16 protein-coding genes are annotated in these 15,586 nt (G+C 32.7%); 3 read left to right on the forward strand and 13 right to left on the reverse strand.

Annotation, left to right across the window (positions count from 1 at the left end):
* Positions 1-13: 13 nt before the first annotated feature.
* From RM538_RS08065 to RM538_RS08080, 4 genes are read right to left on the reverse strand one after another with little or no spacing between them, the layout of a single operon-like run.
* Complete coding sequence (locus tag RM538_RS08065) at positions 14-1,225, reverse strand: Nramp family divalent metal transporter (protein ID WP_311332910.1); 1,212 nt, start codon at positions 1,223-1,225, stop codon at positions 14-16.
* A complete protein-coding gene (locus tag RM538_RS08070) occupies positions 1,222-1,794 on the reverse strand; it encodes an RNA polymerase sigma factor (RefSeq protein ID WP_311332911.1) in 573 nt (190 codons plus the stop codon). The genes RM538_RS08065 and RM538_RS08070 overlap by 4 nt, the downstream gene beginning before the upstream one ends.
* Positions 1,785-2,891, reverse strand: coding sequence for a glycosyltransferase (locus RM538_RS08075; protein WP_311333071.1), 1,107 nt, complete (start codon positions 2,889-2,891; stop codon positions 1,785-1,787). Before RM538_RS08075 ends, RM538_RS08070 begins: the two co-directional genes overlap by 10 nt.
* Positions 2,892-2,894: 3 nt before the next feature.
* On the reverse strand, positions 2,895-3,101 hold the full coding sequence (locus RM538_RS08080; protein ID WP_311332912.1) for a membrane or secreted protein: 207 nt from the start codon (positions 3,099-3,101) through the stop codon (positions 2,895-2,897).
* 97 nt (positions 3,102-3,198) lie between these two features.
* Here RM538_RS08080 and RM538_RS08085 point away from each other — a divergent pair, with 97 nt between their 5' ends.
* Entirely contained in the window at positions 3,199-3,807 is a 609-nt protein-coding gene (locus tag RM538_RS08085) for a fasciclin domain-containing protein (RefSeq protein WP_311332913.1), read from the forward strand.
* Here the strand turns inward: RM538_RS08085 and murB are convergent.
* Both murB and RM538_RS08095 read right to left on the reverse strand, forming a co-directional pair.
* Positions 3,804-4,817 (reverse strand): UDP-N-acetylmuramate dehydrogenase, encoded by a 1,014-nt coding sequence (gene murB / locus RM538_RS08090; protein ID WP_311332914.1) that lies wholly within the window; start codon positions 4,815-4,817, stop codon positions 3,804-3,806. The genes RM538_RS08085 and murB overlap by 4 nt on opposite strands.
* Positions 4,817-6,007, reverse strand: coding sequence for a pyridoxal phosphate-dependent aminotransferase (locus RM538_RS08095; protein WP_311332915.1), 1,191 nt, complete (start codon positions 6,005-6,007; stop codon positions 4,817-4,819). Before RM538_RS08095 ends, murB begins: the two co-directional genes overlap by 1 nt.
* 22 nt (positions 6,008-6,029) lie before the next feature.
* Here RM538_RS08095 and RM538_RS08100 point away from each other — a divergent pair, with 22 nt between their 5' ends.
* Complete coding sequence (locus tag RM538_RS08100) at positions 6,030-7,454, forward strand: aspartyl protease family protein (protein WP_311332916.1); 1,425 nt, start codon at positions 6,030-6,032, stop codon at positions 7,452-7,454.
* 53 nt (positions 7,455-7,507) lie between these two features.
* Here the strand turns inward: RM538_RS08100 and RM538_RS08105 are convergent, their stop codons facing one another.
* Positions 7,508-7,909, reverse strand: coding sequence for a DUF1573 domain-containing protein (locus RM538_RS08105; RefSeq protein ID WP_311332917.1), 402 nt, complete (start codon positions 7,907-7,909; stop codon positions 7,508-7,510).
* A 162-nt stretch (positions 7,910-8,071) separates the two neighbouring features.
* On the opposite strand from RM538_RS08105, the gene RM538_RS08110 reads away from it, so the two are divergent.
* Positions 8,072-10,705, forward strand: coding sequence for a valine--tRNA ligase (locus RM538_RS08110; RefSeq protein ID WP_311332918.1), 2,634 nt, complete (start codon positions 8,072-8,074; stop codon positions 10,703-10,705).
* On the opposite strand, the gene RM538_RS08115 is transcribed toward RM538_RS08110, so the two are convergent.
* From RM538_RS08115 to ftsH, 6 genes are all read right to left on the reverse strand, one after another.
* Entirely contained in the window at positions 10,702-11,145 is a 444-nt protein-coding gene (locus tag RM538_RS08115) for an SRPBCC family protein (RefSeq protein WP_311332919.1), read from the reverse strand. The genes RM538_RS08110 and RM538_RS08115 overlap by 4 nt on opposite strands.
* Positions 11,142-11,408, reverse strand: a complete 267-nt coding sequence (locus RM538_RS08120) for an acyl-CoA-binding protein (RefSeq protein ID WP_311332920.1) — start codon at positions 11,406-11,408, stop codon at positions 11,142-11,144. The genes RM538_RS08115 and RM538_RS08120 overlap by 4 nt, the downstream gene beginning before the upstream one ends.
* Positions 11,405-12,055 (reverse strand): phosphatidylserine decarboxylase family protein, encoded by a 651-nt coding sequence (locus tag RM538_RS08125; protein WP_311332921.1) that lies wholly within the window; start codon positions 12,053-12,055, stop codon positions 11,405-11,407. The genes RM538_RS08120 and RM538_RS08125 overlap by 4 nt, the downstream gene beginning before the upstream one ends.
* Positions 12,033-12,848 carry a phosphatidate cytidylyltransferase gene (locus RM538_RS08130; RefSeq protein WP_311332922.1) on the reverse strand — a complete coding sequence of 272 codons (816 nt, stop codon included), beginning with the start codon at positions 12,846-12,848 and terminating at the stop codon, positions 12,033-12,035. The genes RM538_RS08125 and RM538_RS08130 overlap by 23 nt, the downstream gene beginning before the upstream one ends.
* A 3-nt stretch (positions 12,849-12,851) precedes the next feature.
* On the reverse strand, positions 12,852-13,454 hold the full coding sequence (locus RM538_RS08135) for an LUD domain-containing protein (protein WP_311332923.1): 603 nt from the start codon (positions 13,452-13,454) through the stop codon (positions 12,852-12,854).
* Positions 13,455-13,560: 106 nt separating this feature from the next.
* On the reverse strand, positions 13,561-15,579 hold the full coding sequence (gene ftsH, locus RM538_RS08140; protein ID WP_311332924.1) for an ATP-dependent zinc metalloprotease FtsH: 2,019 nt from the start codon (positions 15,577-15,579) through the stop codon (positions 13,561-13,563).
* Positions 15,580-15,586: the final 7 nt, after the last annotated feature.

The raw sequence follows: 15,586 nt of genomic DNA on the forward strand, positions 1-15,586 counted from the left end.
ATAGCTTTCTTACTTATAGAATTGTAACGATATACCAAAAGCTAAATCCAATAAGGATACATATACTTACAATACTATAAACTCTCATAAATTTTGAGGGTTTTGCTTTTTCCGGCATCTGTTTACTTGTCACCACTTTATAATTGGCTATAGCGTAAAAAGGAGCTGTTATAAAAGATAAAACGGTTGCAATATCTATTAGTAGTTTCATTTCATTTAGTAAAAAAAAGAAAATACCAAGAGTTCCAGCTATTAAAATGAGTAGCCAAAACAGATACCCTTTACTTCTTTTTTTACCTGCGAGTAGCTCTGTGGTTTTATTCATTACCCTTGGAGAGGCATCTAAAGTTGTAAGAGTTGTGCTAAACATTGTTGTTAAAGCAGCAATCGCAATAATTATTTTGGTATTCTCTCCTAGATTTGAGGTATACATACCAATAAGTTGATTTGCAAATTCCCCTCCTTTATTTGAAAATGTCTTACCACTATTATAAAGTACTAAAGCCCCTAACGATAAAAAACCAATTGCTAAAAAGACCGTCATTATATACCCTGTATTGAAGTCAAATTTAAATTGCTTTGAAGAAATGGTAGTGTCTAGTTTGTATTTTTCTTGTGTCCATATAGATTGCCAGATCGATATGTCTAAAGGAGCTGGCATCCAACCCATAAAGGTTATTAAGAAAAGAATTGAGGCGGCTTCTATTGGGAACTCTTGCGTGAGTGTAATAGCTTCAGTTTTTGAAAAAGCAAGACCGACTGCTATAATAGTGCTAAGCGTTAAACACAGTACAACTAACTTCATTAAACTGTCTAAGAACTTATAACGGCCAACTATTAGAATAGTGAAACATACTCCAGTAATAATTGCTGTCCATACTACAATGGAGCCTGTACCAAATAAGGAAGTTGCAATCCCAGCAGTAACTATTGTGACAGCTGTTTGTATAGTAAACATTGTAGCAAATGTGATTATAAAATACCCATATAAAACAGGCTTTCCTAAATTCTTATAACCATCTATTAAGTTTTTTCCGGTTGCTGAAGCATACCTAGGACCAAACTCAAAAAATGGATATTTTACAGCATTAATTAAAAGAAGTGCCCAGAGTAATCCAAACCCAAAATCTGCTCCAGCTCGTGTAGATTGTACTAAATGTGATACCCCAATTGCTGCTCCAGCAAATAAAAAACCAGGGCCTAATTTTTTAAGGGTTTGTTTCAATGATTATTGTTTTCTGTTATAATCTCTGCAAGTAGTTTTTTTGCTCTAAGGAGTCGTACTTTTACATTATTTAGAGGCTCTTTTAAACTTTCAGAAATTTCATTATAGGACATTTCTTGGAAATATCTAAGATTTATAACCTCTTGATAGTGTGGTTTTAATTGTTTTATAAACCGAAGTAATTCAACTAAGTTTTGTTCTTTAATTAACGTGTCTTCTGCAGTTGGTGTGTGATCTGCAATTTTTTTTACTTGGTCATCACTAGTATTTGTAGTTTGGGCATATATAGAAGCATTTTTTTTCCTGCTTTTATCTATTTGTATGTTTTTTGATATTGTAGTAAGCCAAGTACTAAAGGTATATTTTTCGTCAAAAGTGTGAATTTTATCAAATGCTTTAGAGAAAGCTTCAATAGTTATATCTTCTGCTTCATACTCATTTTGAACTCTTTTTAACTGAAAACCATATACTTGATTCCAGTAGTGGTCTAGTAAAAATTTAAAAGCTTTTTGTTTTCCCTTTTTGGCTTCTTTAATATTTTGAATAATAAATTCTTTGGTTACTTCCAAGGAGATGGTTTTGAAATACTATTAGAAATAAAGATAAACATTTGGAAACAAATGAGAAATAATTCTAAAAAAGGAATCCATAAAATTAAGTTGCTTTCTTGAAGTTTTTTTGCCCCTTTTCCAACAGATATATATTGAAACAGGACTCTAGTAGCTACTATTGTTAATGCAACTATCCAATTAAGAATAAAAAAGCTCATCGCTACTCCAATCCAAAATAATAGTGTAGAAATATAATAGGCGCCTAGAGCTATTTTATGCTTTGTTTTATAGTGAGAAACAGTAGTGATATGTCTTCTTTTTTGAAGAATCCAAGCTTTCCACGTTTTTTTTGGAACAGAATAGGTAAAGCTTTCTGGGGTGTCACAAATTGCAACATTGGTTTTTGTTGCTACTTCATTTACAAAAAGATCATCGTCTCCAGAGGTTATTTTAATATGAGACATAAAACCATTGTTTTTGTAATATAGCTCACTTGTGTAAGCTAGATTTCTACCAACTCCCATGTAGGGGTTATTTGCTTTTGCGTAACTAAAATACTGTATGGCGGTAATAAGAGTTTCGAAACGAATGAGAGCATTTAAAAAGCCTTTGTTATTAATGTAAGGCCCATATCCTAATACAAGTTGTTTTTCTTGGTTAAAATGACTTGCCATTTCTTCTAACCAACTGTTAGATGCAGGTTTGCAATCCGCATCAGTAAAAAGGAGATTGTTATTAATAGCTTTTTTCAGCCCTAATGTTAGAGCGTATTTTTTGTTTGCCCAAAAAGCTTCAATATTTTTTACATCAACAACTTTAATTCTGCTGTCTTGATTGCTAAACTTTTCAATTACACTTAATGTGTTATCTGATGATGAATCGTTTATTAAAATAAGTTCAAAGTTGTGATAGTTCTGGGCTAGCCATAAGGGAATGTTCTCTTGTAAATTTTTTTCTTCATTTTTAGAACATACAATAATTGATATTGGAAAATTAGCCTTTGTTGATCCTCTAGAAACTTTAGAGAACGAGTAATTAGCAAATAAAATGTAGTACCCAATATTAATGAGGGCTATTCCTATAAAAGTATATAGAAAAAGTAGTGGTAAGATGATGAATTAGTTTTTGTGTTCTTCTTGTGTGCAAGAATCAAACTGATCTGGAGTTTTGCCGCAAAAACCACAAGCTTCTCCATCTTTATTAAGCATTGGGTTTTGACTTGCACAAGTGCCTGCAAATTCTCCATCTTTTTTTGCCCAAAGCTTAATAGCAATTCCTGCAAAAGCAAGTAATAATAGTCCTATGGTAACTAATAAAATCTTCATTTCAAAAAATATAAATTTTGAAGTACAAAAATACAATCTTTATTATGGATATGCACCTTATTTACTTATTTTTGAAGTATCTTAATATTCTGTAATTATGAAAAAAATACTATCTATACTCATCGTTTTATCTATTTGTTTTGTGTCTTTTAGCTGTAAAGAAGAGAAAAAAGAACAGAAACCAATAGACCCTGAAAAAGCAAAATTTTTAAAAAAGGAAAAGAAAGAATTAACGGTAGAACAGAAAGTACAAGTAGGGAGTGTAATGGCAAAAGTAATGGCTACTCCAGAATTAAAAATGTTAAGTAGTTTTATCATAAGCTCGGAGCTTACTGACACTTTAATGAAAGATGCTGGTCCTTTTACAATTTTTGCTCCAAAAAATGAAGGGTTTACGTCATTACCAGATGACACCAGCAAAGCGCTAAGTAACCCTAGTAATAAGCAAATGTTACTAGACGTTATAAAAAATCATATTGTTTCTGGTGAAATAGATTCTAGCATGTTAGTACAAAAAATTAAAGAAAATGGAGGTTCTTATAAAATGACCTCTCTTGCTGGAACTGAACTAACCGCATCTAAATCTGGAAATGACATTATCATTAAAGATATAAAAGGGGCCAAGGCTGTTATTGGTAAAAGTGATATTTTAGGGTCTAATGGAATAGTGCATATTGTAGATAAACCATTAGCTATTAAAAACTAAATCACGTTTACTTCTGGCTCTATAAAAATTGAGAAGCTGTTTTTTACAGTTTCTTGAATTTTTAATGCCAGTTCCCAAATTTCCTTTCCTGTTGCATTCCCATAGTTAACTAATACAAGCGCTTGCTTTTTGTGGACACCTGCATCTCCAAAACGCTTTCCTTTAAAACCACATTGCTCAATTAACCATCCAGCTGGTATTTTATATTGTGTAGGAGAAACTTCGTAAAATGGAGCTTCGGGGTTTTGTAACCTAAACTCATTAAAAGATTGATTGTCTATAACTGGGTTTTTAAAAAAACTACCACTATTTCCTATTTCTGCTGGGTCCGGAAGTTTAGATTTCCTTATAGAAATAACAGCCTTGGAAACATCACTTATAGTGGGATTAGTTATGTTGTTTTTTTCTAGTTCTGCCTGAATTGCCCCATAACTAGTACTTAGCTTATGTTTCTTTTTTGTAAGTGAGAAAGTAACATCTGTAATAATATATTTCCCTTTTGCTTCATTCTTAAAAATAGAGTTTCTATAACCAAACTTGCAATCCTTGTTTGTAAAGGTTTTTTCTTTATTGGTTCTGGTTTCTATCGTATTGCAGGAATAAAAAACGTCTTTAAGTTCAACCCCATAAGCACCAATATTTTGTATGGGTGCTGTGCCAACATTTCCAGGAATTAATGATAGATTCTCAACTCCTCCAAAATTATTTTTAATACAATATTGGACAAACTCATGCCAGTTTTCACCAGAATTTACTTTTAGAAATACCTCATTTTCGGTTTCTTTAATAACCTCAATTCCCTTTATATTTAGATGAAGTACTAAGCCCTCGATATCTTTGGTAAGCAATAAATTACTGCCACCACCTAAAATAAAAAGATTAGAGATATCATTCTCTGAAAGTATTTTTTGCAACTGTGCTACTGAAGATATAGAGCAAAACTGACTAGCTTTAACATCAATACCAAAAGTGTTGAAATCTTTGAGGGATTTATTTACTTCAATTTGCATTAGTCTTTGTAGGCTTCGAGTGCTAATCTTAATATTTTAACCGCCTTGGTTAAACTTTCAATATTAAGAACATAGGCAATTCTTACTTGATTTTTTCCAACTCCCGGACTTGAGTAAAACCCAGCAGCAGGTGCAACCATAATGGTCTCCCCTTCATATTCAAAGTCTTCTAGTAGCCATTGTGCAAAGGCATCACTATCTTTTACAGGTAGCTCTACAATGCAGTAAAAAGCACCTTTAGGGGTGCCAATTTTTACACCTGGAATTGCAGTAATTAATTTAATTAACGTGTCACGTCTTTCTTTATATTCTACAATAACATCATCAAAATAACTTTGTGGGGTTTTTAAAGCAGCCTCACTTGCAATTTGAGCAAAAGTTGGAGGGCTTAACCTAGCTTGAGCAAATTTGAGTGCAGTATTAATAACTTGTTTGTTTTTTGAAACTAAACAACCAATTCTTGCACCGCACATGCTATATCTTTTTGAAACAGAGTCTATAATAATACCATTTTCTGCAAGGTCTTCTTCTTGCAATATGGAGTAGTGTTCAACACCATCATAGGTAAACTCTCTATATACTTCATCTGCAACCAAAAATAAATCGTGTTTCTTTACAACTTTTGCAAGTTTTTGAATTTCTTCCTTAGAATATAAATACCCAGTAGGGTTTCCGGGGTTGCAAATTAATATTGCTTTTGTTTTCGAAGTAATTAATTTTTCAAATTCTGAAATAGGAGGTAATGCAAAATTGTTTTCAATTTTAGAAATTACAGGAACAATTTTAACTCCAGAAGCCGTGGCAAATCCATTATAGTTTGCATAAAATGGCTCTGGGATAATTACTTCGTCTCCCACGTCTGCAATACTTCCCATTGCAAAAAGAAGAGCTTCACTACCCCCAGTTGTTACAATAATGTCATCATGAGCGACATTAATATTATTTGCTTTGTAATAATTGGCAATCTTTTTGCGGTATTCTTCAGAGCCTTCAGAGCGAGTATAAGCTAAAATATCAAGCGAGTGCAATGAAACAGCGTCCATAGCAACTTGTGGTGACTTTATATCAGGCTGTCCAATATTAAGATGGTATACTTTTTTGTTTTGCTTATAGGCTTTTTCGGCAAAGGGAACCAGTTTTCTAATAGGTGATTCTGGCATGCTTAGCCCTTTATTAGATACAGAAGGCATAGAATTTGTTTTAAAAACAAAGTTGCAAAATTTATTTGTTAAATCACAGGAATTAGTGAGTCTTAAAAGTAAAAATTTATATATTGATATAGTGAATCTTCAATCAAAATTCTTTTACTGTAGCATAGTTTTTTTATTGCTAAGTACTTTCTGTTTGAATGCACAGCAAGGCTTCTCTTTGTTAAAAGGAAAAAAAAAGGATAGAATTAACTTTGAGCTAGTTAACAATCTTGTTGTAATCCCTGTTGAAGTTAATGGGACGAAGCTATCTTTTTTATTGGATACAGGAGTAAATGCAACTATAATTTTTAGTCTTTCTGAAAATGACTCTTTAGAGGTGAAAGATACTACACCTATAAAGTTAAGAGGCTTGGGTGAAGGAGATGCTATTGATGGGCTTAAAAGTATAGGGAATAAAGTTAGAATAGGAGATGCAATAGATTTTAACCATACTCTGTATTTTATTTTTGACGAATCTCTTAATTTTTCACCAAGAATGGGAATCCCTATTCATGGAATATTAGGATATGATTTTTTTAAAAAATTTGTTGTTCAAACAAACTATGTGTCAAAAACTTTAAAGTTTTATGATCCTGATTTTTATTCACCTAAAAAATGTAGAAAGTGTGAAACATTTAATTTAGTGTTTAATAAAAATAAAGCATTTATAAAGGTTGAAGCAAATATAGAAAATGAAAAAGAGGATTTACTGTTGCTTGTAGATACTGGCTCTAGCGATGCACTATGGCTATTCAATGAATATAATATTCTAACAGAAGAACCTAAAAATTATTTTGACGATTTTCTGGGGCTGGGTTTAAGTGGGAATATTTATGGTAAGAGATCTAGAATTGATAAAGTAAAGCTTGGAAGCTTCAACTTTAAGGAAATAACGGTAGCATTTCCTGATAGTGTATCATTACAAAATGCAAGAAAATTTAAGAAACGTGATGGTAGCCTTGGGGGTAATTTTTTTAAAAGATTTACTACTATAATCGATTTTACTAATAAGAAACTCACTTTAAAGAAAAACTCTAATTTTTCTGATCCGTTTTATTACAATATGAGCGGGCTAACTTTAGAGCATAATGGACTTGATTACAAGCTGGAGAAGAAACAAGAGCGTGTGTCAAATGGATACTCTTCTACGACTAATGATAATAATTCAAGCTCTATAAATACCATTAGCTCTATCCAAAGATTTCAATTCAAATTAGTGCCTAAATATATTGTTGCAGAAGTAAGAAAAGATTCTCCAGCATTTATTTCTGGTATAGAAAAAGGAGATGAGGTTGTATTGATTAATGGTAAGCAAGCCCATCAATGGAAACTATTTGAAATTAACCAACTTTTTTCTTCAAAAGCTGGAAAAAGGATTACAATGGAAATCTTAGATAAAAATGGAACTAAAAAAAGGGTTCGATTTGTGCTTAAAAAAGTTTTTTAATAAAAAAAACCGCTTCATTGTGAAACGGTTTTGTTGTTACTTATAATAAAGTTTTATTTTGTCTTTTCTAGTATACTTTGACCGTCTTTTAAAACCTCTCCCTTAATTTTTAGAAGTTTTACTGGCTCATCTGCATTTGAATAAACAGTTATATTTTTTCTAATAGGACCAACTTTATTTTTAGTGTCATATTTAACTTTAATCTGCCCTTTTTTACCTGGACCTATTGGACCCTCAGGTTTTTCTGGGACAGTACATCCACAAGTAGACTTTACATCTGTAATTACTAGTGGCTCATTGCCTACGTTAGTAAATTCAAATACTCTTACACCATCACTACCTTTTGCGACAGTACCATAATCTATTGTTTCTGTTACAAATTTAAATTTTGCCTGCGCATTTGCAGTAGCAATTCCAGCCACTAATACTAATGCTATTATTACTATTTTTTTCATAATTTTTTATTTAATGAATGCTAAAATAAACATCTCTATGTCATTCTCCAAAATAAGTTATTCACTTTCATGCTGGATTTGTTGTTATTTTAGGCATGTCAGTTTTATAATCTTGAAGATATAACTACTTTTGCGGTTATATTTCAAAAATTAGACCAAAGTATGGCATTAGATGCAAAATATAGTGCGCAAGATATTGAAAATAAGTGGTATAGCTACTGGATGGAGCATAATTATTTTCATAGTGAAGTAGATGAAAGAGAAGCATATACCATTGTAATCCCGCCACCCAATGTTACAGGTGTTTTGCATATGGGACATATGCTCAATAATACCATACAGGATGTTCTAATTCGTAGAGCACGTCTTAAGGGCTATAATGCTTGTTGGGTTCCCGGAACAGACCATGCCTCTATTGCTACAGAAGCAAAAGTTGTTGCAAAACTTAAAGCTGAAGGTATCAATAAAGAAGATCTTACAAGAGAAGATTTTTTAGAACATGCATGGGAATGGACACACAAGCACGGAGGTATAATTCTAGAACAATTAAAAAAACTAGGTGCTTCTTGTGATTGGGAACGTACTAGCTTTACAATGGACGAAAACTTATCTAAGTCTGTTATAAAGGTTTTTGTTGATTTATACAATAAAGGAAATATTTATCGTGGATACCGAATGGTAAACTGGGATCCAGAAGCAAAAACTACGTTGTCTGATGAAGAAGTAATTTACCAAGAAAAACAAGGAAATCTTTATTATTTGAATTATAAAATTGAATCTTCTGAAGATTACCTGACTATTGCAACTACAAGGCCTGAAACAATACTTGGTGATACAGCTATTTGTGTAAATCCTAATGATGAACGCTTTACACATCTTAAAGGTAAAAAAGCCATTGTGCCAATTTGTAATAGAGTAATACCAATCATTGAAGATGACTATGTAGATATAGAGTTTGGGACAGGTTGTTTAAAAGTAACGCCAGCTCATGATGAGAATGATAAGAATCTTGGAGATAAACATAACCTAGAGGTAATAGATATTCTTAACGAAGATGCTACCCTTAATAGTTATGGATTACATTACAAGGGTAAGGATAGGTTTGTAGTTCGTAAAGAAATAGTAGCGGAGCTTAAAGAACTAGGTGTCTTAGAAAAAGTAGAACAACATGTTAACAAAGTAGGTACTAGTGAGCGTACTGGAGCTGTAATTGAACCAAGACTAAGCGACCAATGGTTTTTAAAAATGAAAGAGCTGGCGCAACCAGCCTTGGATGCAGTACTAGAAAAAGAAGTAAATCTGGTTCCAGAGAAGTTTATAAATACATACAAATACTGGATGGAGAATGTTCGTGATTGGAATATTAGCCGTCAATTATGGTGGGGACATCAGATTCCAGCTTATTTCTATGGAGATGGAAAAGAAGATTTTGTAGTAGCAGAAACTAAAGAAGAGGCGCTACAACTTGCTCAAGAAAAAACCAGTAACAACCAGTTAAAGGCAACAGACCTAAAACAAGACCCTGATGCGCTAGATACTTGGTTTTCTTCTTGGTTATGGCCTATGAGTGTTTTTAATGGAATACTAGAGCCTGATAATAAAGAAATAAACTACTATTACCCTACAAACGATTTAGTTACAGCACCAGAGATTCTCTTTTTCTGGGTTGCTCGTATGATTATTGCTGGTTATGAATACCGTGATGCAAAACCGTTCAAAAATGTTTATCTAACAGGAATTGTACGTGATAAACAACGCAGAAAGATGAGTAAATCTCTAGGTAATTCACCGGACCCTATAGGTTTGATGGATAACTATGGCGCAGATGGTGTTCGTGTAGGTATGTTATTAAGCTCCCCAGCAGGAAACGACCTTATGTTTGATGAAGACTTATGTAAGCAGGGTAGTGGTTTTGTGAATAAAATATGGAATGCTTATAGGCTAATTGATGGTTGGGAAGTTTCAGAAACTTCAAAAGCAACAGAGGCTTCTAAAATTGCTATTCAATGGTACAAAAATAAATTTCAAATGGCATTGGCTACATTGGAGGACCACTATTCAAAATACCGTATTAGCGATGCGTTGATGACGACCTATAAACTTATTTGGGATGATTTTTGTTCGTGGTTGCTTGAGATGGTAAAACCTGCTTATCGTGGTCCAATAGATGTTGCGACTAAAAAGGAAGTTATTGCATTGCTGGAAGATAATCTTAAAATATTACACCCATTTGTACCTTTTATTTCTGAAGAAATATGGCAACATATTTCATCAAGAACTACCGAGGAGGCATTAATTATATCCACTTGGCCAACACAAACCACTTTTGATGAAAATTTAAACAAACAATTTGATTTTGCTGCTGAAGTTATTTCGGCAATCAGGACTATTAGAAAACAAAAAAATATTTCATTTAAAGAAACGATTTCCCTTTTTGTTATAAATAATGAAAACACTTCAAAAGACTTTGATGCTGTTATTGGAAAACTAGGTAACCTTTCAGAAATTAATTATGTTTCAGAAAAAATAGAAGGAGCATTGACTTTTAGAATAAAGTCCAATGAGTATTTTATTCCTATGGAAGGGGCTATAGATGTAGAAGAAGAGATTGCAAAGTTGCAAGAAGAACTCACCTATACTGAAGGTTTCTTGAAAAGTGTTCAGAAAAAATTGAGTAATGAGCGTTTTGTAAATGGAGCGCCTGAAAAGGTGGTTGCTATAGAAAAACAAAAGGAGGCCGATGCACTTGCAAAAATTGAAACTATTAAAGCAAGTTTAACTGGTTTAAAAGCTTAATTCCTTTCTTTAAATGGTATAACTATTCCTTTTTCAAGATAATTTTTTAAGCCATTAAGTAGCAAAGCCCAACAGTAAGAGGTTCTTTTATAATGTTCGTTTGTGTGCTTCCAACCTGTATGGAAAAATGAAAGCTTTGTAACGTTGTTTCTATTTTTTAAATCAAAACCAAAAGTAGTGGGATTCCAGTCACTATCTGCACTCGTCATGGAAATATAAAAAGATTCTTTTTCTTTTAATTCAATTACTTTACCAAACCAATTGTAATCTTCAGCAAAGAAAAAGTTATATGTTTCTCCAATATTGGGTTTTCCAGTACAATGTAATGGCCACCAATTAATTAGATACGATGGCTCAGAAATTGCTTGAAAAACCCTTTCTGTAGAAGCATCAATCACCAAATCATAGTAGATAGTAAAGCCTGACATTAAGGAGTTCATTTTCTGTATAAAAAGTACTGGTTCACAGTTTCAATATACGCTTCTTTGGCTTCATCTTCGTTCATTTCTTTAGTTTGAAAGAGCGCATTGGTTTTAAAAGCGTTTATAAGGGGTTTTCCTCCACTTGGCCTATCGTCACTATTAGTTGCTCTTTTGTAGTAAGCATAAAGACGTAGAAGTACATCTGCTGGGAAAGGTTCGGTGTGCTCATTTATTTGAGTAACCGCTTTCTCAAAGGCAGTATGTAATTCTTTTTGGTTCATGTACTTGCAATAACTGTAATACCTCCTTTTACTACTTGGTTAAGTTGTACATCAATTTTAGTCCCAATTGGTAAAAATATATCTACTCTTGAACCAAACTTGATAAAACCACTATCACTAGCTTGGTCTACCTCTTGATCTTTAACAGCATAATTAACTATACGTCTCGCAAGGGCACCAGCTATTTGTCTGTGTAATACTTCTCCAAAACTTTCTGATTTTACAACAACAGTAGTTCTTTCGTTTTCTTCTGAAGATTTTGGATGCCAAGCTACTAAATATTTACCGGGATGATATTTACTGTAGGTGACCTTACCACCAACAGGATATCTTGTAACATGCACATTTAGAGGTGACATAAATACTGAAACTTGTAGGCGTTTATCCTTAAAGTATTCTTTTTCAAAAACTTCTTCAATAACAACAACTTTTCCATCTACAGGTGATAGGACCTGGCTAGAGCTATTTATAAATTTTCTTTTTGGGTTTCTGAAAAACTGCAGAATTAAAATCAATAAAATTACTACTCCAGCAAAAAGAATTGCTCTTGCTATGGTGTTTATAATTAATTGATCAATAGCAATACTTAGCCCAATACAAAGAATGAGTGTTATTGCAATAATCTTATATCCCTCCCGGTGAAACATAGTCTATAATTTCTAAAAGTGCATAAATAAATGGACTGCAATAAATAATACTGTCAAGTCTATCGTATAATCCGCCATGTCCTGGCATTAGTGTTCCACTATCTTTTACTCCTGCTTGCCTTTTAAACTTAGATTGTATTAAATCTCCAATTGTTCCAAATACAGATACAAAGAGTGCAATAGCAATCCATAATTGCAAAGTTAAAAGTTCTGTATAATTAAAGACAATAAAACTAAAAGCAATAGACCCAAGAAGCCCTCCTAAAAAACCTTCAACCGTTTTTTTGGGTGAAATACGCTCTAGTAATTTCTTTTTGCCAAAGTTTTTTCCAACTAAATAGGCAAAACTGTCATTAGTCCATATTAAAACAAAAATACCACCTATTAGCTCTGGCACAAACTTCTCTTTCTGAAAGGGAATAAGCGTAAGAAAAATAAAACCACTAATAAGGTAAAAAAACACAGTAATGTATTTCTTCTTCTCAAACATAGGGATTTTGCTTGTCCATAAAAGATCCTTTAGTAAAAATAGGTTGACAAATAATGAAATTATTATATAGAGGTTAACGGCATTTTTATCAAAAACCTCATAGCTTAAAAAATAAAAAGCAGCCAAAAGTAATATATAAGCTATATAACTTTTAAGGTGTACTAGTTTTAAAAATTCAGAAAGTGTAATTACAGAAAGTAGTAGAAACAGAAAAATGAATAACTCATATGAAACAAACATTGAAGTTATGACTATCGAGATATATAGTAATCCCGATATACCACGTACTATAAGTTCTTTCATAAATTATAGGTCTTCCAAGAGCAACAAATATAGGTTTTTTGTGCTACTTCCATAACTCATAAAGTCCTTTTCTTCGTGAGCTCCAAAATCTTGAATGGTAGTAATATTGCTTGGGATTCTACCTTTACATTGATTTTTTATATTTCTTAAACCTTCACTTATACTATCTACTAACTGACTAGTTTTAGCAAGAACAATAAAATTTTGTGGAAGTTCATCTAGTTTCTTTTCTTTAATCTGGTTTGAGGATAACAGTATAGAGCCATTATTAGCAATAAGAGATTCACACTTAGAAAAGAAAAAAGTGCTTTTTGAATCTTTTGTGAAATTTAAATTATACCCGTCAAATTGTTCACTAAGTTCTTTATCAACACATAAAACATCTTTTTCGTACCAGTCATTTTCAAGAAGAATATTATCAAAATTATCTTGTGCTTCTTTAAAACTTTCACAGTATAGAAACTTACCTCCGTTTTTTCTAAAATTTTCGGTAAACTTCTCATCAGTAGGAAGTTGCTCTTGAGGATAATACTTGCTATGGTCGGAAGAAGCTTTTTTTTCTTCGGACTTTGACTTGGAATGGAAAAGCCGCTTAAGCAAACTCATTAGTGAGATTTTGAGGAGATTTTCTGTTAAATATCAAATATATAAAATAAAGGGCTAACAATTCAATTGTTAGCCCTAAACTTGAGTTCTTTAGCGAAAATGAAATTTAAGAAGTGGTTTCTTCTTTTTCTTCTTTTTCTTCTTCTTCAGTTTTTTCTATTTCTTTTTCCTCTATTACTTTCTTAGCTGCAATTGGTTCCTCTTTTACAAAAGGGCGCTTTCCAAATATTTCTTCTAGATTGTCCTTAAAAATCACTTCTTTATCAAGCAATTGATTAGCAAGTAAAGTAAGCTTATCTTTATTTTTTTCAAGTAAATCTATAGCTCTTTGATACTGCTTTTCTACAATGTTTGATATTTCTTTGTCAATCATCTCTGCAGTTTTCTCACTATATGGCTTGCTAAAGTTATATTCACTTTGCCCAGAAGAATCGTAATAAGTAAGGTTTCCTATTTTATCATTAAGCCCATAAATTGTAACCATTGCACGAGCTTGTTTAGTAACTTTTTCTAGGTCACTTAATGCGCCTGTGGAGATTTTATTAAATATTACTTTTTCAGCGGCACGACCACCTAGTGCAGCACACATTTCGTCAAGCATTTGCTCAGGTCTTACAATTAGGCGTTCTTCTGGTAAATACCATGCAGCTCCAAGAGATTGTCCTCTAGGTACAATAGTAACTTTTACTAGTGGTGCTGCATGTTCGAGCATCCAACTTACTGTTGCGTGACCAGCTTCATGAAAAGCAATTGCTTTTTTCTCACCAGGCGTAATAATTTTATTCTTCTTTTCTAGCCCTCCTACAATTCTATCTACGGCATCTAAGAAGTCTTGTTTGGTAACAAATTTTCTTTCTTTTCTGGCAGCAATTAAAGCAGCTTCATTACATACATTTGCAATATCTGCACCAGAAAACCCTGGTGTTTGCTTTGATAAGAATTCTAAATCTAATTCCTCATCAATTTTAAGAGGTCGCAAGTGTACTTCAAAAATTTCTTTACGTTCTCTAACATCGGGTAGATCTACATAAATTTGTCTATCAAAACGTCCTGCTCGCATTAATGCTTTATCTAAAACATCAGCTCTATTGGTAGCCGCTAGTACAATGACATTAGTATTTGTTCCAAAACCGTCCATTTCAGTTAATAGTTGGTTAAGCGTATTTTCACGTTCGTCATTAGACCCAGAAAAGTTGCTTTTTCCTCTAGCACGCCCTATGGCATCAATTTCATCAATAAATATAATTGCAGGTGATTTTTCCTTAGCTTGTTTAAATAAATCTCTTACTCGTGAAGCTCCAACACCTACAAACATTTCAACAAAATCTGAACCTGATAACGAGAAGAAAGGAACCTTAGCTTCTCCAGCAACTGCTTTTGCAAGTAACGTTTTACCTGTTCCAGGGGCTCCAACTAATAATGCTCCTTTTGGTATTTTACCGCCAAGAGAGGTGTATTTTGTTGGGTTTTTAAGAAAGTCTACAATCTCTTGTACCTCTTCTTTTGCACCTTCAAGCCCTGCAACATCTTTAAAACTAGTTTTAACGTCTGTCTTTTCATCAAACAATTTTGCTTTGGACTTTCCAATATTAAATATTTGACCACCAGCGCCTCCACCAGCTCCAGAGGACATTCTACGCATTATAAATATCCAAATAGCTATAATCACTACAAAGAAAATGATAGATGGTAAAAACTCTCCTAAGAGGTTTGTTTCGGTTTTATAATCTAGCGCTGTATTAAGATTGTTATTTTCTTTGAGGTCATAAAAAGTATTTTCAAAGTTTTGTAAGTCACCAAATTCAAATTGATAATCTGGATCACTTGCAGATGGCTTTAATAATCCCTTAGGTCGCTTTTTTGAATGAATTTCTTTTTGCTTTGCATCTTGAGTAAGAAATACTTTTGCGATCTTTTTGTTTACAATAAGTATTTTATCTACATCTCCTTCCTTAAGGTATGTTTTAAACTCACCTACAGTAACCTTATTAGGCTGAGACCAGCTATTTCCACCAAAAAATTGTATACCAAGTATGACCAAAATTATAGCAGCATATATCCAATATGCGTTAAATTTTGGTTTTTTTAGGTCAGGTTTTTTATTATTTTTCTTTTCTTCAGCCATTAGGCAT

This window comes from Patiriisocius hiemis (assembly GCF_031846325.1).
Taxonomy (GTDB): Bacteria; Bacteroidota; Bacteroidia; order Flavobacteriales; family Flavobacteriaceae; genus Patiriisocius_A; species Patiriisocius_A hiemis.

What these genes read in the sequence shown, in the direction of transcription:
- RM538_RS08095 (WP_311332915.1), bottom strand. Translation starts at nt 6,007, where the DNA reads ATGCCTTCTGTATCTAATAAAGGGCTAAGCATGCCAGAATCACCTATT.
- RM538_RS08125 (WP_311332921.1), bottom strand. Translation starts at nt 12,055, where the DNA reads ATGTTTCACCGGGAGGGATATAAGATTATTGCAATAACACTCATTCTT.
- RM538_RS08085 (WP_311332913.1), top strand. Translation starts at nt 3,199, where the DNA reads ATGAAAAAAATACTATCTATACTCATCGTTTTATCTATTTGTTTTGTG.
- RM538_RS08120 (WP_311332920.1), bottom strand. Translation starts at nt 11,408, where the DNA reads ATGAACCAAAAAGAATTACATACTGCCTTTGAGAAAGCGGTTACTCAA.
- RM538_RS08130 (WP_311332922.1), bottom strand. Translation starts at nt 12,848, where the DNA reads ATGAAAGAACTTATAGTACGTGGTATATCGGGATTACTATATATCTCG.
- RM538_RS08105 (WP_311332917.1), bottom strand. Translation starts at nt 7,909, where the DNA reads ATGAAAAAAATAGTAATAATAGCATTAGTATTAGTGGCTGGAATTGCT.
- ftsH (WP_311332924.1), bottom strand. Translation starts at nt 15,579, where the DNA reads ATGGCTGAAGAAAAGAAAAATAATAAAAAACCTGACCTAAAAAAACCA.
- RM538_RS08135 (WP_311332923.1), bottom strand. Translation starts at nt 13,454, where the DNA reads ATGAGTTTGCTTAAGCGGCTTTTCCATTCCAAGTCAAAGTCCGAAGAA.
- RM538_RS08115 (WP_311332919.1), bottom strand. Translation starts at nt 11,145, where the DNA reads ATGAACTCCTTAATGTCAGGCTTTACTATCTACTATGATTTGGTGATT.
- murB (WP_311332914.1), bottom strand. Translation starts at nt 4,817, where the DNA reads ATGCAAATTGAAGTAAATAAATCCCTCAAAGATTTCAACACTTTTGGT.
- RM538_RS08080 (WP_311332912.1), bottom strand. Translation starts at nt 3,101, where the DNA reads ATGAAGATTTTATTAGTTACCATAGGACTATTATTACTTGCTTTTGCA.
- RM538_RS08110 (WP_311332918.1), top strand. Translation starts at nt 8,072, where the DNA reads ATGGCATTAGATGCAAAATATAGTGCGCAAGATATTGAAAATAAGTGG.